This is a genomic window from Pseudoalteromonas sp. AWH4_217 (genome assembly GCF_056161105.1).
The window spans coordinates 250,412-273,928 of sequence record NZ_JBSWYM010000008.1; the positions used below are offsets into that span (position 1 = coordinate 250,412).

21 protein-coding genes are annotated in these 23,517 nt (G+C 47.3%); 3 read left to right on the forward strand and 18 right to left on the reverse strand.

Annotated elements, in window-relative coordinates; all coding sequences use genetic code 11:
• Nucleotides 1-23 precede the first annotated feature (23 nt).
• Nucleotides 24-923, forward strand: coding sequence for a Tim44 domain-containing protein (locus ACXAH1_RS12325; protein ID WP_475197023.1), 900 nt, complete (start codon nucleotides 24-26; stop codon nucleotides 921-923).
• A 48-nt stretch (nucleotides 924-971) separates the two neighbouring features.
• Here the strand turns inward: ACXAH1_RS12325 and ACXAH1_RS12330 are convergent, their stop codons facing one another.
• The gene (locus ACXAH1_RS12330) at nucleotides 972-2,498 is read right to left on the reverse strand and encodes a LytR/AlgR family response regulator transcription factor (protein ID WP_475197025.1); all 1,527 of its coding nucleotides are present in this window, start codon (nucleotides 2,496-2,498) and stop codon (nucleotides 972-974) included.
• 147 nt (nucleotides 2,499-2,645) lie between these two features.
• On the opposite strand from ACXAH1_RS12330, the gene ACXAH1_RS12335 reads away from it, so the two are divergent.
• The gene (locus ACXAH1_RS12335) at nucleotides 2,646-4,136 is read left to right on the forward strand and encodes an alpha/beta hydrolase (protein ID WP_475197027.1); all 1,491 of its coding nucleotides are present in this window, start codon (nucleotides 2,646-2,648) and stop codon (nucleotides 4,134-4,136) included.
• A gap of 374 nt (nucleotides 4,137-4,510) precedes the next feature.
• Here ACXAH1_RS12335 and ACXAH1_RS12340 read toward each other — a convergent pair whose 3' ends face one another.
• Nucleotides 4,511-5,701: a helix-turn-helix domain-containing protein gene (locus ACXAH1_RS12340; protein ID WP_475197030.1), complete on the reverse strand. Its 1,191-nt coding sequence runs from the start codon at nucleotides 5,699-5,701 to the stop codon at nucleotides 4,511-4,513.
• A 130-nt stretch (nucleotides 5,702-5,831) separates the two neighbouring features.
• Between ACXAH1_RS12340 and ACXAH1_RS12345 the strand changes: the two genes are divergently transcribed.
• Nucleotides 5,832-6,536 carry a DUF2306 domain-containing protein gene (locus tag ACXAH1_RS12345; RefSeq protein ID WP_475197032.1) on the forward strand — a complete coding sequence of 235 codons (705 nt, stop codon included), beginning with the start codon at nucleotides 5,832-5,834 and terminating at the stop codon, nucleotides 6,534-6,536.
• Here ACXAH1_RS12345 and ACXAH1_RS12350 read toward each other — a convergent pair.
• The 16 genes from ACXAH1_RS12350 to fabD form a co-directional block, all read right to left on the reverse strand.
• Nucleotides 6,521-7,285 (reverse strand): substrate-binding periplasmic protein, encoded by a 765-nt coding sequence (locus ACXAH1_RS12350; RefSeq protein WP_475197034.1) that lies wholly within the window; start codon nucleotides 7,283-7,285, stop codon nucleotides 6,521-6,523. The genes ACXAH1_RS12345 and ACXAH1_RS12350 overlap by 16 nt on opposite strands.
• Nucleotides 7,286-7,346: 61 nt before the next feature.
• The gene (locus tag ACXAH1_RS12355; RefSeq protein WP_475197036.1) at nucleotides 7,347-8,357 is read right to left on the reverse strand and encodes a substrate-binding domain-containing protein; all 1,011 of its coding nucleotides are present in this window, start codon (nucleotides 8,355-8,357) and stop codon (nucleotides 7,347-7,349) included.
• A 163-nt stretch (nucleotides 8,358-8,520) separates the two neighbouring features.
• Nucleotides 8,521-8,934, reverse strand: coding sequence for a hypothetical protein (locus tag ACXAH1_RS12360; RefSeq protein WP_475197039.1), 414 nt, complete (start codon nucleotides 8,932-8,934; stop codon nucleotides 8,521-8,523).
• 86 nt (nucleotides 8,935-9,020) lie between these two features.
• Entirely contained in the window at nucleotides 9,021-9,269 is a 249-nt protein-coding gene (locus tag ACXAH1_RS12365; protein WP_475197042.1) for a hypothetical protein, read from the reverse strand.
• Between the two features lies 1 nt (nucleotide 9,270).
• Nucleotides 9,271-10,209 (reverse strand): bifunctional Delta(1)-pyrroline-2-carboxylate/Delta(1)-piperideine-2-carboxylate reductase, encoded by a 939-nt coding sequence (gene lhpI / locus ACXAH1_RS12370; protein ID WP_475197045.1) that lies wholly within the window; start codon nucleotides 10,207-10,209, stop codon nucleotides 9,271-9,273.
• A 10-nt stretch (nucleotides 10,210-10,219) separates the two neighbouring features.
• Entirely contained in the window at nucleotides 10,220-11,296 is a 1,077-nt protein-coding gene (locus ACXAH1_RS12375) for a M24 family metallopeptidase (protein WP_475197047.1), read from the reverse strand.
• The gene (locus ACXAH1_RS12380; RefSeq protein WP_475197050.1) at nucleotides 11,293-12,321 is read right to left on the reverse strand and encodes a proline racemase family protein; all 1,029 of its coding nucleotides are present in this window, start codon (nucleotides 12,319-12,321) and stop codon (nucleotides 11,293-11,295) included. Before ACXAH1_RS12380 ends, ACXAH1_RS12375 begins: the two co-directional genes overlap by 4 nt.
• A gap of 58 nt (nucleotides 12,322-12,379) precedes the next feature.
• Complete coding sequence (locus ACXAH1_RS12385) at nucleotides 12,380-15,385, reverse strand: TonB-dependent receptor (protein ID WP_475197053.1); 3,006 nt, start codon at nucleotides 15,383-15,385, stop codon at nucleotides 12,380-12,382.
• Between the two features lie 481 nt (nucleotides 15,386-15,866).
• Nucleotides 15,867-16,013 (reverse strand): hypothetical protein, encoded by a 147-nt coding sequence (locus ACXAH1_RS12390; RefSeq protein WP_475197055.1) that lies wholly within the window; start codon nucleotides 16,011-16,013, stop codon nucleotides 15,867-15,869.
• A 158-nt stretch (nucleotides 16,014-16,171) separates the two neighbouring features.
• Complete coding sequence (locus ACXAH1_RS12395) at nucleotides 16,172-18,034, reverse strand: DUF885 domain-containing protein (protein WP_475197059.1); 1,863 nt, start codon at nucleotides 18,032-18,034, stop codon at nucleotides 16,172-16,174.
• 114 nt (nucleotides 18,035-18,148) lie between these two features.
• Nucleotides 18,149-19,162 (reverse strand): endolytic transglycosylase MltG, encoded by a 1,014-nt coding sequence (mltG, locus tag ACXAH1_RS12400; protein WP_475197061.1) that lies wholly within the window; start codon nucleotides 19,160-19,162, stop codon nucleotides 18,149-18,151.
• Nucleotides 19,159-19,926, reverse strand: coding sequence for an aminodeoxychorismate lyase (gene pabC / locus ACXAH1_RS12405; RefSeq protein WP_475197063.1), 768 nt, complete (start codon nucleotides 19,924-19,926; stop codon nucleotides 19,159-19,161). Before pabC ends, mltG begins: the two co-directional genes overlap by 4 nt.
• A 114-nt stretch (nucleotides 19,927-20,040) precedes the next feature.
• Complete coding sequence (gene fabF, locus ACXAH1_RS12410) at nucleotides 20,041-21,279, reverse strand: beta-ketoacyl-ACP synthase II (RefSeq protein ID WP_138553504.1); 1,239 nt, start codon at nucleotides 21,277-21,279, stop codon at nucleotides 20,041-20,043.
• Nucleotides 21,280-21,362: 83 nt separating this feature from the next.
• Nucleotides 21,363-21,599: an acyl carrier protein gene (acpP, locus tag ACXAH1_RS12415; RefSeq protein WP_010374019.1), complete on the reverse strand. Its 237-nt coding sequence runs from the start codon at nucleotides 21,597-21,599 to the stop codon at nucleotides 21,363-21,365.
• 209 nt (nucleotides 21,600-21,808) lie between these two features.
• Complete coding sequence (gene fabG / locus ACXAH1_RS12420; RefSeq protein ID WP_138543848.1) at nucleotides 21,809-22,555, reverse strand: 3-oxoacyl-ACP reductase FabG; 747 nt, start codon at nucleotides 22,553-22,555, stop codon at nucleotides 21,809-21,811.
• Nucleotides 22,556-22,570: 15 nt separating this feature from the next.
• Nucleotides 22,571-23,497 (reverse strand): ACP S-malonyltransferase, encoded by a 927-nt coding sequence (gene fabD / locus ACXAH1_RS12425; RefSeq protein ID WP_475197072.1) that lies wholly within the window; start codon nucleotides 23,495-23,497, stop codon nucleotides 22,571-22,573.
• Nucleotides 23,498-23,517 lie beyond the last annotated feature (20 nt).

The following is a 23,517-nucleotide window of genomic DNA, read 5'->3' on the forward strand; positions in this document are numbered from 1 at the left end:
GATCTAAAACTCAGAGGAACACCATGAAACAATTCATTGTTTTAATGACATTAATTGCCGTTTTGGTATCAACCAGTTTCAGTGCAGAAGCACGGAAAAAGTTCGGCAGCAAAAAAAGTGCGGGTAAAACCCACGCAACGAGCACCACGGCACAGAAAAAACAAGTGGACACCAAAACACTGGCACCGAATACTGCCGCAAAGCCTAAATCAAACAAAAAAGGCATTATGGCTGGCGTATTAGGCGGCCTGTTGGCAGGTGGCCTTATCGCTGCAATGATGGGCGATGACTTCGAAGGTTTCCAGTTTATGGAAATGATCTTGTTTGCGATTCTGGCATTCGTACTATTCAAAGTCATAAAATCCTTCATGACTAAACGCCAGCAACCACATATGGCGGGGATGCCTCAAGGTGGTAACTTTGGTGGTGGTAACTTTGGCCAGAATAATGCTGATCAGGGTCAAAACCAGAGCGCTCAGTTCCGTCAGCAAGCTCAATCAACCACGACGAGCGGTGGCTTTGGTCAGCAGCAGGAGCAAGTACCATTTAATTTGCCAGCTGACTTTGATGTGAACGGCTTCTTACAAGGCGCCCGAGAGCATTATCATACCGTACAGACTGCCTGGAACCAGGGCGATTTTGACACTCTGGCTGAGTACCTGAGCCCTGAACTGGTCGAAGAGTTTAAACAAGACCGTGCACAACATGGCGATGTCGCAACAGAAGTGATGTTTGTTGATGCGCAATTAGTGCGTGCAGAAACCTCACCTGTGGCCTGGGAAGTGAGCGTCATGTTCAAGGGTAAATACCGTGACCTTGGCGACAAACAGGAAGAACCAATCCACGAGATCTGGCACCTGGAAAGAAAAACACAGGGCGATGCGCCTTGGGTTATTGTCGGTGTGGAAGATCTGATCGACTAAATCGACGTCTGTGCTACCAGAGCAACTTTGCTGGTAGCACAGTTTGTTTCATTCAATTGATTCCCTTACCTGACCAATTAAACGTCGACTAACCGGCACTCTCTGACCGTCACTGAGGTGTAAGAACGCATATCCAGCGACTGCTTTATCCTTATTCAACGCGACCTTTCTGACTTTGTCCAAATCAACAAGATAAGATCTGTGTACCTGCATAAATGTGGCGGGTAGTTTTTCTATCAAACTTTTCAGCGAGCCTGAATACAATCGCTCACCACCGCCTTCCAAATGTAGCTCAACATAATCGCCAGCTGCGCGGCACCATATCAACTGTCCTACATCAATACGCTCCGTTGAGCTACCAAAAGTGAGATTGAGATACTGCTGTGCGTCTGTTTTATCCAGTTGCGCCAGTTTTACCTGCAATTTAGCAATGGCCTGTTGGTCTATAATGCTCTGGATCTGAAGCTCACCCAGATGACGAATATGCAATCCCAAAAAAGCCCCAAGCAATGCAGTGACCATGATGTAGAACAACAGACTATGAAATGACTGTACGCTCAGTATAGCCGCCAGAAGGAACGCACATAGCGTCGCAACCAATACCAGAGCTTTACTGGTACGGGACTGATAATAATACCTGCCAGATACCAGTATCCCAACGAGTACCGGAAAAGCCACAGCCAGCGTTGTTTTCTGGTCAAACCCAGGACTAAAAAATACCACAAGCAAGGTGAGGCTCATACTCAGAGCCAGGATCGTCAGCCGGGTATTAATAAGGACCTGACAAGAACGCAGCAGGTATGCCAGTAATCCGCAGCCAAAGCCCAACGCACACAGTAAGATTAAAATAAGCCTGACGTCATGCAAAGGGTAAGGATAACTGATCCAACCGCGCAACTGCTCAAGCGCCAGTTGAACGGCAGCAATGCCAAACAGCCAGAGCAGCCCTGCCGGGATCTGAGCCCGCAAAGGGCTTAACCTCAGGATCAGTAAATAAAGCACCCCGAGGACCAGAACGCATAATACGCTCAGTTGTATATGTGGCTCTATGCCAAAGTACTCTGTGCTGTTCTGGTACTGACCCAGTGCTGCAAGATGTAACGGTGAAGATAAGCGCAAAAGGCTCTGATGAGAGGACAGATGCATGACCACCCAGTTTTCACCTTCTTTGATGACATCGGGAGGGACATAAAACCGAGTGTCCATGCGCCCGGCAAGCTCTTGCTTACCATCGAGAGCAACACGGCCATTCGTGCCAAGCAACCTGCCATTCAAATAAACCTCACTGGAAGCTTTCGCGAACAGATAAAATGCGTATGGCCCTGCACGCTCTTGCCAATGCTCAGATAAATGTAATGGTGCCTTTAACCAGATAGCTTGCCCCTGTGGATCGCCACTGAAAAATGACTGCGTCTTACAAGCTGGCTCTTCAAAAGTTGGTATCGGCCCACCGCCAGGGCACACCCACACTTGATGATAATTTATGTGTGTCCAATCTAGTGCTAACACATTGCCAGACAACAACAGTAGTGTACAGAGCACTGTTCGCAATAATCTACTGTCACGAAATCGCACACCTTCTCCTATGTCGACCTTTGGTCGGCTGAATTCAACCGCTTGTCGATATTACTATTAAAATCAATGCATTCGATAGAATATCGCATGATATTTGGTCTCGAACAAGCTTAACTGGGTGCAATTCCAACCAACTAGATCATCATTATGAAAAACATCCGCTATTACGATTTTGGCAACTCTATGCTGCGCGTACTGCTGCTCCTCACCTTTATCATGCCTTTTGGTACAATCAGTCAGGAGCAACCCCAATCAGTTTATGAGAATGAACAGGCAATCACATTTAAGACTCAGGATAACCAACAAGTTGCTGCCTTTTCAGGTTTTGTTACTGTGCCAGAGAATCGTAAACTGGCAAACAGCCGCACTATTCGTGTTCATTATGTACGATTTCCAGCCACCACTAAACATCCCGGCAGCCCCCTTGTTTATCTGGCCGGTGGTCCGGGAGGATCTGGTATCAAAACAGCCGAATATGCCAATTTTCGTTTTCCTTTGTTTATGGCCCTGCGCGAATTTGGTGATGTGATAGCACTGGACCAGCGTGGCACAGGTAAATCCGATCAACTTCCCTCCTGTCAGTCAGGCTTTTACACCGACGCAGATACGCCACAAACTGATCAGGCAATTGCGCGTCTATACCAGGATGCCGCACTCAAGTGTGCCGCATCCTGGCAGGCACAAGGAATTGATATCAAAGGATATACAACAAAACAAAGTGCAGAAGACCTGGATGACCTCAGACGTCACCTCAAGGCCGAAAAGCTGACCCTCTGGGGGATCAGTTATGGCACTCACCTGGCGCTCGCTGCGACCAAACTGATGCCCGGTAAGCTGGATAAACTCGTACTGGCCAGTGTCGAGGGCCTGAACCAGACAGTCAAACTACCCGCTCAGACAGACGCCTACTTTACCCGAGTTCAGCAGGCCATTAACACTCAGCCTAAAGCAAAGGCGCTGTACCCCGATATTGCCGAACTGATCCGTCGCGTACATGAACGCCTAGAAACATCCCCAATAAAAATACAAGCAATTGATACTAAGGGGAAGAAAATAGATTTCCTGTTTCAACGCTGGCATATGCAGCGCCTGGCATCGTCAATGATAGCCGACCCGCACCGAGGCATGAAGCGCTTGCTGGCACTTTATCGGGCTTTGGATATAGGGATTACTGAACCGCTTCAGCACATCGCAAACAGAGGTTATTTTAGCGATACTCAGATTAGCTTCAGACTCATGCCATTCGCCATGGACATAGCCTCCGGTATTACACAGCAAAGGCTGGCTCAGGTTAAGCAGCAAAGCACAACAGCGTTGCTTGGTGCCTATTTAAACTTCCCTATGCCTCAATTGCAGGGGGTCATTGCCGAATTGGACCTAGGCGATGCATTTCGCAAAGCCCCAGTATCCGACGTGCCTACGTTAGTGCTGTCGGGCTCATTGGATGGCCGCACTTACCCACACAGTCAGCTGGACGCCGTCAGGAATTTTAGCGATGTGACGCAAGTCATCATCGAAAATGCAGGACATAATCTGTTTATGCGCTCGCCACAGGTGACGGAAGTGATAAAAACATTTTTAGCAGGTAAATCGGTGCAAACCAGCAATATCAGAGTACCACTGGTAGAGTTTTATTGAGCAGGTATTTGTATCAGTAATTACAACTTCTGAGTTTACAGAGAAAAATGCCTCAGTAGCGCTCAATCGCAACAAATGGTGTTAATGTGATTGAGCTGACCTTTTCTCCGACTATCACACCTGGCAGGCTGCACGCGTACAACTCCGCCTGTCAGTCAACGTATTACATAGTTCATAGTTGGTAATATCTGGTGGCATACCACCTGCGATAAAAGGTGTTTGCGCATCGGCAAGCTTTTTTGTTCTAGTCAGATTTTTTAACTTCTTAATTTTCAGTTCTATGTTATTTCCTTGTTTATTTATCACTCACCTTTTAAGCTAGCAGCTCCCATCCAAACGACAAAAAACAAACAGTAAACATCACCTTTGTCACATCACGTATTCACACGTATATGCTTTTTATATTCCCCTGGCGTCATGCCTGTGTGGGTTTTAAATGCCTTATAAAAAGAAGATCGCGCGTTAAAGCCCACTGCCATCGCTATATCCAGCACGGTTTTATCGTTCGCGCGCAGTAGCTCCGCTGCAGCGTCAATCCGGGCTTTATTAACATAGTCAAAAAATGACTGTCCCAATGTCTGATTTAAAGTTTGAGACACATAATTTGCTGATACTTTTAAATATTCTGCCAGTTTGTAGAGGGTCAGGTCCGGCTCCAGGTAAAGCTTCTCTGTGACCACTGCAGTGTATATTTTCCTGGCAATGCGATTTGCCTGCTCATCGCTCAACGCCGAATGCTGGTATTTGACTGAAGCTGGTTGCTCTGTCACCTCGTCACTTAGCGCGTGTGACTTATCTGACTGTTCAGTAAGAGGGTATACTTTGTCGAATCCAGGCTTTTGTCTCAGAGACCAGTAGAGCAAAATCCAGATTGTAACAGTAGTCAATGTCGCGACTCCCCCCTCTCGCAAAAACGTAGGTTGTGCACTCAAATCCTGAACAAGGGTGAGCGCCAGCCAGCCCCAGGTAAATACCATCAGGGTTAACACAATACCTAACCAGCCCAGTTCACGCTCTTTGGTACTGGCAAATACTGCATGCAACTGACGCCGATAAGCTAGCAAATGACGCCAGGTTTTAATCACATAAACCAGGCTTTGCAAAGGCCAGAACAGCATAACGGTTATGATCAACCAAACCGTAAGGCGCGCGTCAGCTGCCAGCTCCACATTTCCTTCGGCGAAAAAGATATTAAATAAAGCGCTCTCAGAAAGCAGCAACAGACTGACTGACAACACACAGGAGATACAGGCCGGAACAAAATGCCATACGCTATGGCGGGTAAAGCGCCAGGGGACCTGTGATGTTAACCCTCGCGTATAGAGGTAAAAACAAGGAAAAAGTAACAACCAGGCCGGAACAATCGCTGCAATATAAACATAACGGGCTGCGGGAAACTGAGCGAAGATAAGTGGACCAGATAAGATCACACACAGAGATAAAAGAAACAGTGCCAGTGCCCGGTAACAATGCCAACGCCGCTCTCTGCCAGCGAGTATTGTCAATGCAAGCCCCAGTGCACCGAGTAAAAAGGTATAGACAAACGTCAATTCAGCACTAACCAAAACAAAACAACCTCATGATTTTTATACTTATAGTTTTTTATACTGTCCTAACCTTTAGTATTGGACGACAGCCTTTGACCGCCAGTATAAAGTGCATCACAAGCACATCGCAATAAAGAGGAATAACAAGATGGAACAGATCACATTGACTATGCTGATACATATAATCACAGGAACCGTTGCCATAGTTGCAGGCGTTATTGCTATAGCAGTTACAAAAGGAAAGCCTTTACACGCCAGGGCAGGCACCGGGTTTGTCTATACGATGCTCATAATGGCCCTCAGCGGTACCTTAATCGCGATATTACAACCCATGATCATCACTGCTATTGCAGGCATCTACACGACTTATCTGGTAATGACTGCGTGGCAGGCAGTGAAATCAGCACCGAATACGCGAGGAAGATTCGATTATGTATTCCCTGTATGTTCACTGTTGATCAGTTTCGCCTGTCTATATTTTAGCAATCAGGCGGGCACCAGCCCCGCTGAAATGAAACACGGCATAAGTGCTTATGATTACTACTTTTTTGTATTACTCGCCAGCTTGTCTTTTATTGGTGACGTGCGTCTGGCTTACTCAGGAGGCCTGACCTCGACACCCCGCCTGATCCGCCATTTGTGGAGAATGTGTTTTGCTCTATTTATAGCGGTTGGTTCATTCTTGTCACAAGGCGCGGTAAAAGTCGTACCACAGGCACTTATAGACTCGGGTTTGTTAGCAATACCTGAGCCCTTTATCTTGCTGGTCATTGTATATTGGTGCTTAAAATTGAGTTTTGGTAACAAAATACGCCAGTGGCGTGCTAATCGTACTGCTCAGTCCTCTTCCTGAGACAGATGCAGCCGGCATAGTTCAGTTGCCACTGAACTTTGCCGACAGTGTTGTGAAATTACCTGGTTTTCGGCTTTTTTTATCAGTTCAGTCAGTTCACCGCTTTGCGTCATGCGACTTAACACGTCGTCGATTTTCTTCACCCAATGCCGCTGATCCTTATGGATATAGTGATACAGCTTCAACACTCGAAAGCTACGCTGATGTGGTACGACATTTTCAATTCCAGCCTTAGCCAGCATAACCAGGCCGTCGATACGATTGGTCAGAGCAATATCAGCCAGTCCCTTAGACACCAGATTCAATGCCTGTATGGTGGTATCCGTGTCCTCTACTTCGGACATCCCTTTGGTGATGTTATTGGTGTGTTTTACACCGCGCACTTTTGCAATTCTATAATTGCTCAAGTCTTGTTCATTCTGGATATCAACATGACTATCGCTGCGAACAAAAGCCATGGTCTCTAGCGTGTAATAAGGGGTTGGAACACGAATAGTATGCGGATTCTCATCACCATAGCTGTAAATTCGCATGATTTCCCCATGCCGCTTTCCGCTACGCACCAGCTGTTGTGCACGCTTGCCTGGGTAAGGTGTTACCACAATAGTTACATTAAGTTGGCGGTAAATCTCAGGCAAGACCAAGCGCCCTACTTCCTGCTCAATCAGATAGTTAATTGATACAAAGTGCAAGGGCCCAGCAAACACGTTGTTGCACCATAATAGCAACAATAACAGAGACTTCTTCATCGGCCTACCGAGCTTTTAAGATAATGTTTATTCGATTATTTTAGTATCACAAGAGCAAATATCAATGATTGACTGTGCAAGTTGCAACATTACCCTTATTGCAATAATGATAGTCCAGATAGTAGTGTGTTTGTGCAGGCTTCTTACTCTGAGTAATAAACTGGTATAGTAACTCAGTCCCCAGACGTCCCATTTCAAAAGGTTTCTGCCCAATGTTTGTCACAGATAAGCCTCGTTGCAGTGCTTTGAGTTGCGTATTTTCTGTATCAGCGGAGATTATCACCCGCTCCTGCTTAGCAATCAGCGTTTTAAACTGCGCCATACGGGTTATGTAGTCTGGGTTAAACTGTGCAAACCCGGCAACGGCCAGAAATATGGGCGGATTGGGATATTTCATCATTGTGATCAACTGATCCAATGCATCAGCTCGTCTTCCCATAGTAAAAAGCGGACAACGGTAATGCTCAATCCAGCCACTTTCACCTGACATTCTATTTTTGCTTTGACCAGACAATGCAAATCGCACTCCCGCGATGCGTTGATTCAGATTAGGAGTTGTCTGATGCCCCGACTGCAGACAGATGTATTGTTTCGACTCTGTTTTAAAACGTTTTGCCTCTTCTCCCAGCGCCTTCCCAAAGTCAAAATTATTGGTCCCGACGTACGCCAAGCGATATGCCTGATGTTCTTTAAGTAAATCTGAATCAAAAGTAATGACCGGGATACCTTTCTCGGCAGCCAGCCTGAGTGCCCCCTCGACAAGATACCCTGAATCTGTGGTTGAAATAAGCAAACCGTCGATGTCTTTTTTGATTAGCTCTTTAACTATCAGAACCTGTGTTCTGACATCCTGATAGTCGTCAGCTCCATCGTAAAGACAATTAACATTAGGATAGTCGCGTGCAAAGTAGACACACCCTTTGTGCGATTGCTGGTAAAAACTATCGTTTTTGGTCTTTCCGACCACGGCAATATTGATAGGTACGGCTGCGTCATAGGCGCCAAAGGCCAAAGCCTGAGGGCACATTAGTGTGACAAAAAGGAATGATATCTGAGCAACACGATGGATCATGCAGGTGTCTGGTCCCGTAACTGCCTACTTGTTAACAGTGTAACCAAATCACTCTAAAAAACAATCACCTTCATATTATTGGGAAGTTGCCACCAGCTCAAAGAGTGCTGAATGATTGGGTGCTTCCTCCACATCAGACACCCTCTTTGAGCCACTTTCATGGTTATCTACAGCTAAATGCTAAAGTGATTTGATACGGCTCGCCCATAGAATCTTCGGCTATACCACCTCCAATACTCATGGCAGCGCCCACATCGTCAACCGCATTCTCACCGAAGATCCACATTGCGGTGCCCGCCGCTTCTACTGCCGTCGCTATGTTGCGTTTTTGCAAGTACTCCTGCTCTGGCATCGACCCCATATAGGTAATGTTTTCATTTTGAATGTAGGCGTGCCCACGGTCTTGCTCATCGCAATAATGATTGGCCTGCTCCAGTGCTTCCTTGCCTGCTGCCTCTCTGGTCTCTGCAGTCAAGTTTACATAGTGCTTGCCATCCGCAGAGGGACGTACGTTATTGTGGTGTGCACAGCCACTTGCAAAGATGACGACCAAAGAGAATGCTATCCAGTTTTTCATGATGTTTACCCTGACTAATATGTAATTATTAAGACAGAGTATATTGAGTATCACAGTGGCATTCAGTGAGAGAATGTTGAAAAATGTTATCTCTGCATCACGCCGTTGCTTGCCGCTAATATCTGACATGACTGCCCGGATTTGAAACGCTCATACAATGCATGGTCGAATAAAATCGTATCACTCATTCTCTGATCTGCATATTGATATGTCACCAGCATATGCGCCTGATGACATACCAGCGGATTTATCAGACGTTTATCGCTAACAATAACTAAATCAATAATCGGGCACTGACGATAATGCGGTTTTTCTTTCCTTGAAAAGCGCCACATATCAGTGATGCTCCATCACCAGTTTGGCAGCAACTAGATCACTCAGTGCTGTGCCCACAGATTTAAACAAAGTAATTTCACTGTTATGGCTACGCAAGTAGCGATTTTCCCGAGCCATATCAGCCAACTCCGCCTCAATCTGCTCAGCCTTAAATACCCCTTGTTCCATCGGGATAAGCAGTTCTCCAGCTTCATTCAAGACGTTAGCTTTGCTGTCAACGAACACGCGACTGGCTAGCAAGGTCGCGGTATCTATTTCCCTGGCATTTTTGTGGTGATTGCCAATCAAGTCGATATGGGTTCCAGGCTTCAACCAACGTCCGTCAAATAGTGGCTTATGGCTCCCTGTCGCAGTACAGATAACGTCTGCCGCGCCAATCACCTCAGCACTGCTTTGACCCAGCTCGAACCTAACTTCAGGAAACATAGTCACCAAAGAAGCCTGAAGGCTGGCTGCTTTGTCTGGATTTCTGGCGACCAGCGTGACCTTATCATAGTCTCTGACCGCCAGGTGTGCGCGAACCATATAAGGAGCAAGCTTACCTGCACCAAACATAATCAAGTGTTTTGCATCTTCTCTGGCAAGGTAGGATGCTGCCAATGCAGAAACTGCAGCAGTACGCCATAGTGTCACCTGAGTACCATCCACCAGTGCCAAAGGCTCACCGTGATCCCGATCAAACAACATAATCTTTGAGTAGAGGCTGGCTTTACCCTGGGCTTCATTGTCAGGGAAATAAGTAAAAGCCTTGACACCAATGACGGTGTCATTCCACGCAGGTAGCACAGCAAATGCATCATGATTATCGGCATGTGGATCCAGTTCAAAAACACTGCGTTTTGGCATCGCATGTTCACTGGCAAACCCGCGTTGTAGCGCAGCGATCAGAATAGGAAATGAGAGTGCCTGCTGCACCTGTTCGCGGTCAATGATTTTCATAACCTCTCCTTTATAGTTCGAAGTGTTGCGGAGAATGAGTAAGCAGCTCATAGCCAGATTCGATGATAGCAATGTCTTCTTCCAGCCTGACCCCGCCATAGCCCGGAATGTAAATGCCCGGTTCAATGGTGATCACATTGCCCGGTTCCAGTTGATAATTGACACCCGGTTTGATGAAAGGCTGCTCATGTAAAAAAAGCCCCAGGCCATGGCCCAGCCCTTCACCGGCATACTGGGCAAACTCACTGTTGAGCAGCACCGAGTGGGCAGCCTCATTCAACTCCCGGCAATCTGCTCCAGAGCACGCACGTACCAGTGCTGCTCGCTGGGCTGATTGTACCGTATCAAACATTGCCCTTTGTTTGGTGCTTGGGGTGCCATAGACATAGGTGCGCGTCATATCCGAGCGATAACCGTCGACAACCGCCCCAAAATCAACCAGGATAAAGTCTCCAAGGCGAAGTTTCTGCGTTGAAGGACTGCCGTGTGGTAAAGCACTACGTGCCCCAAACAAGAGTATGGTGTCGAACGAAACCCCTTCAGACCCTAACTTTTGCATCCGATAATCTAACTCCAATGCTAAATCACGCTCACTGACCCCCTCTTTTATTAAAGGCAACGTATCTGCCAGTGCCTGATCAGCTATCTGAGCAGCCTGACGGATACGGCTAATCTCATGTGTTGTTTTAACCTGTCGTAGTTGCTCAACCAGTCCAAGCGTTGGCATTAAAACTCGGCCTGAAAGCTCGCCACTGATCTGCTGCCACTGACCGACATCAATATGGGCAGCGTCAAACGCGATTACTTTTAACTGACCGGATAAACGACTCAGACACTGACCCAGGCTCTCAGTATCTCGGTGCCTGAGCACGACTTCGGTCTGCTCAGTTTCTTTGCTGGCGCGCTCAAAGTAACGATAATCAGTGATCAGTAAACACTGTTCGTGACTGATTAATAATGTGGCGGCATGACCGCTGAATCCACACAAATAACGAATGTTCTCATAACCAAAGACCAGCATGCCTTCGTAGTCAGATGTCACAAGCTGACTACGCAACCTGGTTTGTCGTTGCAAATACTGACTCATCTTAGAATAAATCCATGTTTTAGCGGATCACTGGGATCCAGACAAAATATATGTTTTCCGGTCACATGCGCCTCACCCATCACTTTTGGACGAACCGCCTGATGTCCGTAGTACTGAAAAGTTTCACCAATACTGGTGTCAAAACCACAACCCAGAAGCCCCTCAATATGAATAACTTCGCCCGGGTCCAGTTTGCCCTCTACCGCCAGCAACGCCGCTCTGCCACTCACACCAGTACCTGTGGGGCTGCGATCCAGCGAGCCATCGGCAAATATACAAACATGGCGGCTATGACTGTCTACACCACAGACTTGTGAATTGGAGTAGAACACCACACCATATAGAAAACCCAGAGAAGGGTCTTCTGGATGTGTAAGCTCAACGATTACGCTCAGAGTTCGTTTTATTTTTCTACCCAGAGTTATGATTTCTTCATAGTTTTGCTCAATGAGTGCTAAATCTAGTTGGTCAGCATTTACATAGGCGTAATAGGCACCACCAAATGCAATATCACAATGAACGGTGCGTTGTGGTGACAACGTCACAGGCACATTAAGCTGACATACAAATGATGGCACGTTATAAAAGCCCACTCGCTGACTCTCAGAGGAATAAAATGCACTGATTTGCCCTGCTGGGGTATCCATGTTGAGGGACTGCTCTTCAACGACTCCTGGCCCTAACGATCTGGCCAACTCAGTTAGCGCGATCACCGCATGACCACACATTGTCGAGTAACCCTCGTTATGCATAAATAACACACCAAATGCGCTATCATCCCTTTCGGGCTCAGTTAGTAACGCGCCATACATATCCGCATGTCCGCGCGGCTCAAACATCAATGCTCTGCGCAATTCTTCAAAGTGAGCCTGGCAGTATAAGCGTTTCTCAACCATGCTTTTGCCTTGTGGCTCAGGCCAGCCAGTCAGTATGATACGAAGTGGCTCACCTGCCGTGTGCATATCCAATGCCTGAACTTGTTGCCAATGTGGCGGTATATGCCACTGAGTCAGGTCAGATTTCATCTTACCTCCATAACGAAAAGCCGGGCATAAAGCCCGACTGACCAGGGAAAATGTTCGATTAAAAAGTAAAGCGCGCAACCAAGGAAACGTAACGTTCCTCCTGTCGGCGTGTCACCAACCCATAATCTGGGTTAAGCTCGAGTTCCTGCCCTTCTACAGAGCTGCTGCGAGTTCTGGTTTCGGTGATATCTAAAGCGGCATCATTATTAAGCAGGTTGTAGACAGTGGCTTTAAGCATCAGATCATGACCTGAGATCTCCGTGTTGTAGGTCAATGACATATCCAGATTTGTCAACCATGGGAGGTTATCGATACTGCCTCGCGGTGCCGGATTGCCGTTTTCATCGTAGTGACTGACATGACCATAACCGCGACTCACGCATTTATCCCAGGGACTGCCCTTTTTACAGCTATCAACATCACTCGGGTGTAATGACAAATAGTTTGTCGGGCGACCCGAAATAGCACGGGCAACCAACCCTAAGGTTAACTCATCGGTCAGTTCGTAAGCACCTGAGAACTTGAAGGCATGACGGTGATCATTGGGTAAGTCACCGTAACCGTGATCCATCAGATCGGCATAGTCGTAGGACGTCGTCCAGCCTGGATCGGCCTGATTGTTGTCGGTTTTTACCAATCCTTCAGTGTTGCCATAGCTGTGTGACCAAGTGTAAGAGGAATTGATCCTAAAGCGATCAGTCAGGTTACCTTCCAAGGTAAACTCCAGTGCCAGATATCTGCGTTTAGCCTGCTGCAATGCAAGTTCCTCGGCGCTGAGCGTGATGTCATCGACCTGCCCGTCACCGTCAAAGTCATAGCTCAGGGCAATGGCTTCGCCAGGATTGTTCAGCACATAGTAGGAGCTTTGTCCGACGTTATCCGTGATCCCCAGCTCAGCCAGTTTTTTCGCCAGTACCGGTGCAACATTGGTATCTTCAACGCTGCGCCCTAAATCCCGGTAGATTGCGCGGATCCCCAGCGCCATATCGTCGAATACCTCCTGCTGATAGCCTAACGTAAACTCATCAGAATACATTGGCTTCAGATCGGAAGATGCGATAAGACCCGGCTCTGTGATCCCCCGTTGAGTCCAGTAGCGGTCACGAAACTTAGCCCCCCGACTAGGCGAACCATCAGCTTCGAGAACAGGTAACCCATTGGCATCTACCTGATCCAGCGCATAATAGTCATACCACTCAACTGAAGCAGAACCGAGCGTCACGTTCATATTTGCCGATACCGGTTGAAAGTAACGGCCATAGGTGGCAAAAATTTTAGCGCTGCCGTCACCGTGCAGATCATAAATAGCCTGTAATCTTGGCGCGATTTGATTTTTCATGTCCACATAGGGGCGACCATCCGTTACGGTGTTTTCAAATTCACTGTATCTAAGCCCTAAATTCAGCACTAAGTTATCCGTGGCCTGCCAGCTGTCATTGATATAAAACGCTAAAGCTGTTGAATCTGAGTCAACTTCTCGGGTACGTACCCGATGCTCGATATAATCGCTGCCCTGAGGTGCACCAGATAGATCGCCCTCAGACGCTGTCATAACCGTCCACCAGCCTTGTGCTTCGCCAATGCCATTCTGGCCTTCGTAGTAATCGACCGTGATCTTGGCATAGTCCAGGCCAAAAGATATCGAGTGCATCTCCAGGTCCCAGGTAAAGTCCAGCTTAAACTGGTCACGGATAAACTCTTCTTCTGTGATACCGCTGGCGGTGTGTGATGAAACAGTCACAAAACCATCACGCTCATCCCAAACACCCGGATCTGTTGAAGCCACAACGTTTTCGACATTTTCCGACACCCGACCTAGCACAGCGGATACAGAAAAGAAGTCGCTGAGGTAGCCATTGTAATTCAGGCTGTAGACTTTACCACCGTCCTCACCCGGGGCGGCTACGCCTCGAGGATCACCAATCACATTACTTTCCCCGTCATAGGTATAGGATTGTCTTTCCCAGGTGCGCTTGTTATTCATGGCAGAAAAACCTACGGAATGGTTTTCATTGATGAACCAGTCCAGTTTGGCAAACCATCGATCTTCTTCACGATCTCGATCGTTATAGACGGTTTGCTTTGCCCAGGTATGATTTTCCCTGCGCGGTGCGAGCAACCCATAAAAGAATAAGGAATCTTCAATCAGTGCACCACTTGCCCACACCTGAAGCTCTTTAAACGTTTCACCTGATTGTTTTGTGTTGGTGTCATATCCCACAATTCCATTACTCTGATATATGGAGTCGTGTTGGTCTCTTAAGCTATTGGGGTCATAACGCATTTCAACCCCCAATTTAAAATCATTGTCGCCGGACTTAGAAACGGCATTAACAATACCGCCAAGTGCACCACCAAATTCCGGACTGACCCCGCCGGTTTTAATTTGAGTTTGCGAAATCGCTTCCCAGGGAAGGCGAATAGAACCCAGGCCGGTACGAATACTGGTGACATTCAACCCGTTGAAATAGTAACCATTCTCTGCCGACGATGAACCTCCGAAGCTGGATGCCCCTTTGAACTCTGAGCCACCGGGTTCAGCAGTTCCGGGCGCCAATAGCGCAATACTTTCAAAGCCGGTATTTACAGGCATAGCTTTGATTTCTTCGTCTGTGTATGTTACGCCCGCTGTGGAAGATGCCATGTCAACACGGCGAATGGCCGTACCCGATACCGCAATGCGCTCGATATCTGATGTACCTATCCTATTAAGTTGGGCATCCAGTAACACTGACTGACCTATACTCACCTGAACCTGCTCTTCGAGCACAGTTTCAAACCCGTCCTTGCTAATCGATACCCGATATTGACCGACCGGTAAATTACGCAGAATGTATTCACCCTGTGCATTGGTTCTGACGCTAAATGTCAGTCCTTTTGCTTTGTGTGTGAAGATGAGTTCCACACCGCTCAGGTCATTGCCCTGGCCACTGACGATATTACCTCTGATCAAACTGTTGCCATCTGCAGCAAATGCAGGCGCCGCGCCACCTAATGCCAGTGCGATTGCGCTCGCAGCCAGCGTCTGGCGGATCACCTGCGTATTATTTTTATTGTTACGCATTTCTAATTCCTGTTGAGTTCCCATTGATAAAGTGTCTGTCGAAGACCTAATCACCTTACAATGAATTTATATTGTATACAATATTTTTTATTCAAGTTGGTATGCATCATGGACCAACAATGAAAACAGGTGCAACTCGCAAATCAAAATGAGGCTATAAGGGGCAAATTCCCGCATGCAACTTGACGTCTCATCTCCTTAGGTAAGTCTTTGAGTCGTAGTTTAAATAAGTAGCGAACCCTGTTCGCTGATATTGATATCATTCAATATGAATTGGCTGATAAGGAAGACGCTTCCAGAGTCAGTGTGGACAGAGGAATAGAAAAGATGCGTGATGGAATGCCTCAGACAAAGATATCAACATCTAAACAGAAGGAAGTTTTTTTGCAAAAGCGAACAAGATAGTTAAAAAAGAGGTGAATTTAGTCGAAAATGATGAAAGGCTCAAAGTGCGAGTACGCACTTGAGCCCTGCAGTTACCTTATTGGCGGTACTTATCTACAGTCTGACAGCCGATAATACAGCCAGTAAGACATCCACCTGCGACCTCTGGTGTTAAGCCCTTTGCCAGATCTTTATTGTTGCTAATTAAATTTTTAACTGGCTTTTTCTTTAAGTTAAGTTTCATCTTAAGTCTCCTTTTATTTAACTCAAATTCAAAGTATATGAAGACTAAATAGAGAGCAATAAGAAACACCACACCGCAGTAAAGTTATTAAAATATTAATAAGCTGATACCACAACCCCAACAGTGGGGTTGTGGTCTGATAAAAAGACGATTATGGCCTAACCTTGTGAGGCAACCCAGCGATCGACATCATCTTCTACAATGGCCAAAGGTCTTGCGCCTTTAAGTAAGATCACATCATGGAACGCTTTGATATCAAACTTCTCACCTAAAGCCTTACGCGCTTTATCACGCAACTCAACGAGTTTAATCATACCTAGCTTATAGCCCAGCGCTTGTCCTGGCCAGGCGATATAACGGTCAATAGCTGCAGTCACATCGCTCATAGCAGATCCCGTCGCTTCAGCAAAGTATTCAATCGCCTGCTGACGCGTCCACTGTTTATAGTGAAGCCCGGTGTCGACCACCAGGCGAGCAGCACGATAGGCTTCCGCCTGTAAGCGGCCTAAATCACCAAACGGGTCGTTCTCGTACATGCCCATTTCGTATGCAACCAGCTCAGAGTATAGCGCCCAGCCTTCAATATAACCGTTGAACGAGGCATTCTGACGCATCAGGCCTATGTCTGTCTGCAGCATGTTCAGCGCAATCTGGAAGTGATGCCCAGGTACTGCTTCGTGATAAGTCAGTGTTTTCATACCAAAGCTTGGTACGGCCTTCATGTCTTTGAGATTGATGGCAAATACCCCGGGACGACTGCCATCCAAAGAAGGTCCGCTGTAATAGCCTCCCGGTGCACCCGCTTCTACCTCCTTGGGAATGCGGCGCACTTCTACTTTTTGGGGTGGTAGAGTTGAAAAGTACTCTGGTGCTTTTTTATTGATGGTCTCAATTTCTCCGCGCAAAAAGGTCAGCAATGCTTCGCGGCCCGCGTCACTGTCTTCGTATAAAAAGCGTGATTCATCGTTTAGCTGCTTCATGCGATCGCCCACTGAGCCCGTGGTGTAACCATTTTCGCGCAGTATCTCGTCCATTCGTGCAGTGATCCGTTTGACTTCAGCAAGCCCGATATCGTGGATCTGCTGTGCACTGAGATCCGAATCGGCCAGATAGGTAATTTCATGCTGGTAAAAGGCTTCACCACCTGGCTGAGCCCAGATGCCGACTTTTTCAGGAGCTTTTACCTGTAACACTTTAAGATCAGCAATCACACGCTGATATGCGGGATAGATCTTTTGATCAACCAATGCTGCAGCTGCATTAACGAGCTCGGTGCGCTGTGCTTCAGAGATAGATACAACGTTTGATAATTTGGTTTCAAATGAGGTAACCAATGGGTGTTTAGCGCTCGAATGCGCGGTAAAGTTATTCAGATAACCAAAGGTATTCGGAAACAGGACCTTGGGCAGAATGATGCCTTTTTCAGCATCATCCGTCAGCTTACCGCGGACCTGATCGGTCAGTGTTGCAAACGCCTCTAACCGACTCAGATAGTTTTGCGCATCCTGCAGATTCTCAACATTGTGCTGATCTTTAAGCAGATTTGGAATATCCACTAAAGGCCCGGAAAGCTGATTAACAATGTAAGGTAAATGCCCACCCCAGGTATCAATATAGCCACCGCTAAATTGGGCATCACCGGCATAATAACGCGCCAGCACTTCGTTCACACGCAGGTGTAAACGATCATCTTCATTCATTTGTTGCGCTTGCAGGCGTTTTAGTTTTTCTGCCGCATTATTCATATCAATTTGCAGCGCCTGCATACCCGACGCAGAGTAATCAGGTAGCCTGTCGGCATAACTGCCATATTGATCTGCGGGCAATTTTAACGACGTTGCCAGTGCTGGCTGATGATTAATGAAAGTGTGTGTGTATTCATCAACGTGCCTATCTATGTCAGCACGTGACAAAGGGGCAGTGGTCGTCTTTTCTGAGTCGATATGATTGATCCGACTTTCCTGAGCACAACCCGACAGAGCGATCGCTACTGCGAGTGTGAGCGCGTTCAACTTATTCATTACAGAGCTCCAGTTTTTATTCTGTGTAGTGTTATGGTGCTGGTATATCATATTTGTCTACAATATACAGCCGCTTGCGACCACTCTTTGAGAATCGCTGTTATTTTTGCTTACTCAACCGCTTTGTTTATTCAAGATATAACGTTGTACCGCTTGGTTGTGCTCTCGTAAGGATTTTGAGAAATAATGGCTGCCGTCGCCTTTGGATACAAAATACAGATAGTCTGTTCGCGCAGGCTGAGTTGCAGCCTTTATAGCATCAAATGACGGCATAGCAATAGGTGTAGGTGGTAACCCCTTTATTCTATAGGTATTGTAGGGTGTATGTTCACGCAAATCGCGACGCTTGATATCCCCGTCAAAACGCTCACCCAGACCATAAATAACCGTCGGATCCGTTTGCAATCGCATCTTGCGGTTCAAGCGGTTTACAAACACAGAGGCGATAACCGGGCGCTCTTGTGCTTTACCCGTTTCCTTTTCGATGATGGATGCCAGGATCAATGCCTCGTAGGCTGAGCTTATGGGTAAGCCGGCTGCACGTTGCTGCCATGCAGCTGCCAGTTGCTGATGCATACGCTCGCTGGCACGTTTAATCAGGGATGACGCTCGACTGTGCGCATGATAGTGGTAGGTTTCGGGATACAGCCAGCCTTCAGGATGAAAATCCTGCTCCTCGGACAAGCCACTTGCATCAATCTTAATATGCTTCGCCATATCCTTTTCGCTCAGGTCAAAATGGATAAATGGCGCTTCTTTGAGGTTTGCCAACACCTGTTTAAAGGTTTGCCCTTCGATTATAGTAAACATGAAGTCGGCCTGTACCCCGGTGTTCAGCTTTGACAACGCCTCAAGTACACTTACCCCTTGCAACTCGTAGACACCGGCTTTAACTTTTACCCGCTCTGGGAATAACTTACCGTAAACCTGATAGGGTAAACAATTTTCAACCCAGCCCTGGTGCTGCCAGCGTTGACAGATTGCCACAAAACTGTCACCCCGCTTAACTTCAAAATAGCGGGTATCGCTGCGAAGTGGTGCCTCATTAAACTCTGAAATGAAATGCGCGCCTGCCAGTATGCCAATGAACAATCCCGACAGCACAAGTAAAATCAGTTTTTTAATCATAATGTAGCAACAAGCTCCTCAGCCAAAGCATGTGCCTTATTCAGGCTGAAATGGTAATTATCAATCTGACGTACAGGCACGAGGCCCATCAGGCTGTTACAAACATACACAGCATCAGCCGCATACACAGACTCCAGATCCAAAGATACCGCTGTTATCGGATTATGCAGTTGTAAGCTTGAGAGGTAAACGCCCTGGATCCCACACTGAGACAAGTCGGGCGTGTACCAGTGCCTATCTTTACAGACCAGAATATTGGCTGCAGAACTCTCTATGACCAGACCCTGTAAGTCCATCACAAGTACATCATCCGTAGCTTTGTTGGCGGCATTTTGCTTAATGAGCACCTGCTCAAGGCGGTTTAGTGTTTTCAGCCCGGCCAACATAGGTTGGTGACCCAGACGGACATCGGACAAGGCCAGAGTCACGCCCTCATCACGCCAGCGCGCGTAGTGAGCCGGATACGCCGATAACGACACCAGCGTTGTAACCTGAGGCTCCTCAGGCAAGCCATAACCTCTGCCACCCTCTCCTCGAGTGATCACCACTTTGAGCACGCCTTCATCCACATCCCTCGACGCGCTCTCGCATTGCTCCGTCAGTGCCCTGAAGTCTAACTCAGGGAAATACAAAGCACTTGCACACTGCGCCAGGCGTTGTAAATGGCCCTCCCAGCGCTCCAGTTTACCCGCTGAAATCTTGACCGTTGTAAAAAAGCCATCGCCATAATTGAGTCCCCGATCCCGGCTGCTTACCTGCTGCATTCGTCTTTACCACACCAAATTGAATACACCAACTGTATCATATCCACCGTTCACACGGTGTCATCTGGACATAAAAAAACCCGGCAATGCCGGGTTTTCATGATGTTTCTGAGATTAGACTTTTTTAAACAGTAAAGAGCCATTTGTGCCGCCAAACCCAAATGAGTTACACAGCGCATAATCTAACTTTGCATCACGTGCGGTATGCGGCACGTAATCCAGATCGCACCCTTCGTCCGGGTTATCCAGGTTAATAGTCGGCGTTACTTTTTGATGTTGTAGAGACAAGATACTAATGATCGACTCTACAGAACCCGCAGCTCCGAGCAAGTGACCCATCATTGACTTGGATGAGCTGACCATCACATCTTTTGCTGCATCACCGAAAATGGATTTCACAGCAGAAGTTTCTGCTTTGTCACCCGCCGATGTAGACGTACCATGCGCATTAATGTAACCGACCTGCTCAGCATTTACACCCGCGTCCTGTAGGGCGTTTTCCATCGCCAGTGCAGCACCTGCACCATCTTCAGGCGGTGAAGTCATGTGGTATGCATCGCCACTCATGCCAAAACCGACCAGCTCAGCATAAATTTTCGCACCACGTGCTTTTGCATGTTCGTACTCTTCCAGTACGATCACACCTGCGCCATCTGCCAGTACGAAGCCGTCACGATCTTTATCCCAAGGGCGAGACGCCGCTTGTGGATCATCATTGCGCGTAGATAAGGCACGCGCCGCGCTAAAACCACCCATTCCGATTGGAGTTGACGCTTTCTCTGCACCACCTGCAACCATAGCATCTGCATCGCCATAGGCAATCATACGTGCCGCATGGCCAATGTTGTGCAGGCCTGTCGTACATGCAGTAACGATAGAGATATTCGGACCTCGCAGACCGTGCATGATAGACAAGTGACCCGAGATCATATTGATGATAGTCGAGGGCACATAAAAAGGAGACAGCTTGCGTGGGCCACTGTTGAGCAGCTTCACATGGTTTTCTTCAATCAGCGTCAGGCCCCCGATCCCAGAACCCACAGCGACACCAACGCGTTTGGCATTTTCTTCTGTGATTTCCAACCCGGAATCTTTAAGCGCCTGTACACCCGCCGCGATACCGTACTGAATGAACAAGTCCATTTTCTTGGCATCTTTCTTTGACATGTATTGAGTCTCGTCAAAATCATTGACCAGACCCGCAAATTTGGTACCGAACTGAGTAGTGTCAAAGTGTGTGATATTGCGAATACCACTTCGGCCTTCTAACAAGCCCTGCCAGGTTGACTCTACGTCATTACCTAGCGGCGTCAACATACCTAAGCCAGTTACTACGACTCGACGTTTAGCCACGGTTTCCTCCAAAAGGGATTTTCGAAATGATGGGGGGATAAAGAATCAGGGCAGCGAACGCTGCCCTAATTTAAAGTCGTTAATTACTCAGCGTGAGCAGTAACGTAGTCGATCGCTGCCTGAACAGTAGTGATTTTCTCAGCTTCTTCGTCAGGGATTTCAGTGTCAAACTCTTCTTCCAGAGCCATTACCAGCTCAACAGTGTCAAGAGAATCAGCACCCAGATCGTCTACGAAAGACGCTTCTGATTTTACTTCTTCTTCTTTAACACCTAGTTGCTCAACGATGATTTTTTTTACGCGTTCTTGGATGTCGCTCATTCTTCTTTCCTTTATTTAAACGCTATCGCGTTAATTTCAGATTGCGGCGTAGTTTACGGCGCATCATACTGTGATTCAAGGATTGACCATGACTTTTTTTTCTGGTCAAACCTGTTACTAAATGTTTTGTACTTTTATCGCCTATTTTAATAGCAATTTCAAGTAAGATTGCCGCAAGATCACAAAAACTTCAACCTCGCGCACAATTGTTACACCATGTACATGGCGCCATTTACGTGCAAAGTTTCGCCTGAAACATAGGCACCGGCATCTGATGCAAGGTAAACCGCCGCTGCTGCGATCTCTTCAGGCTTACCAAGACGTCCAGCCGGCACGTTCGCGAGCGTTGCCGCCTTTTGCTCGTCAGTTAGCTCATCAGTCATGTCTGTTTGGATAAAACCAGGTGCGATAACATTCACAGTGATACCACGTGATGCGACTTCGCGCGCCATAGACTTTGAAAAACCAATCACACCTGCTTTAGCGGCTGCATAGTTCGCCTGGCCAGCGTTACCCATTGTGCCTACTACTGAGCCGATATTAATGATACGGCCTGATTTTTTCTTCATCATAGGACGCAAAACCGCCTTAGACAAACGGAAAATTGAGCTCAGATTAGTATCAAGGATATCGTCCCACTCCTGATCCTTCATTCGCATCAACAGGTTATCACGGGTAATACCGGCATTGTTAACCAAGACATCCACATCACCCAGATCTTGCTTGATTGCCTGCAGGGTTGCTTCGATAGACTCAGCGTCGGTTACATTAAGCTTGTACCCTTTACCATTTTCGCCCAGATAGTCAGAAATTTTTTCTGCACCTGATTCACTTGTCGCGGTACCCGCTACCTTTGCACCTTGTGCAACCATAGCATTTGCAATAGCTTTACCAATACCACGGCTCGCGCCTGTAACAAGTACTACTTTACCTGTTAAATCAAATAGGTTTGTCATCTTAATTTCCGTTATTTACTTTGCAGATGTAAGAGAAGCAACGTCGTTTACCGCGCTACATGCAACAGATTTATCAATTCGCTTGGCCAGGCCGGTCAGTACTTTACCCGGTCCAAACTCATAAGCCTGAGTGATCCCGTCTTTTGCTAATTGCTGAACCGTCTCTGTCCAACGAACCGGGCTGTATAACTGGCGAATAAGCGCATCTTTAATCGCTTCGCCACTTTCTTGCGCCACAACGTCGACATTATTGATCACTGGAAAGTTTGGTGTTGCAAACTCGATCCCGGCAAGATCTGCTGCAAGTTGCTCGGCAGCTGGTTTCATTAACGCACAGTGAGAAGGCACGCTCACAGCCAGCGGCAACGCACGCTTCGCACCTGCCTCTTTACAAGCTTCTGATGCACGCTCTACTGCTTCTTTATGACCAGCAATGACTACCTGACCCGGCGAGTTGAAATTGACTGGCGCCACAACTTGCTGCTCAGATTGTTCCTCACAGATCTTCGCAATTGTATCGTCATCCAGACCGATAATTGCAGCCATTGAGCCCGTACCAGCCGGTACTGCTTGCTGCATATACAGACCGCGTTTTTCAACCAATTTAACGGCTGTAGACAGATCTAACACGCCAGCACATACCAGGGCAGAGTATTCGCCCAGGCTATGACCAGCCAGCACCAATTCAGCATCGGCCTGCTCGCTCTGCCATTGACGGAAAATTGCCACACTCGCGGTGAGCAATGCAGGCTGAGTGCGGTGTGTTTCATTTAATTCGCTTTCAGGACCGTCTAGTACTAACTTGGCCAGGTCATACCCTAACGCTGCAGAAGCTTCTGCAAACGTATCCTGAACAACTTGAGAAGTTTCTAATAATTCCGACAGCATGCCTACGCTCTGAGAGCCCTGGCCTGGGAATAGTAAAGCAATCTTTTGTGACATAGTGTGCTCTTTTGATTTCT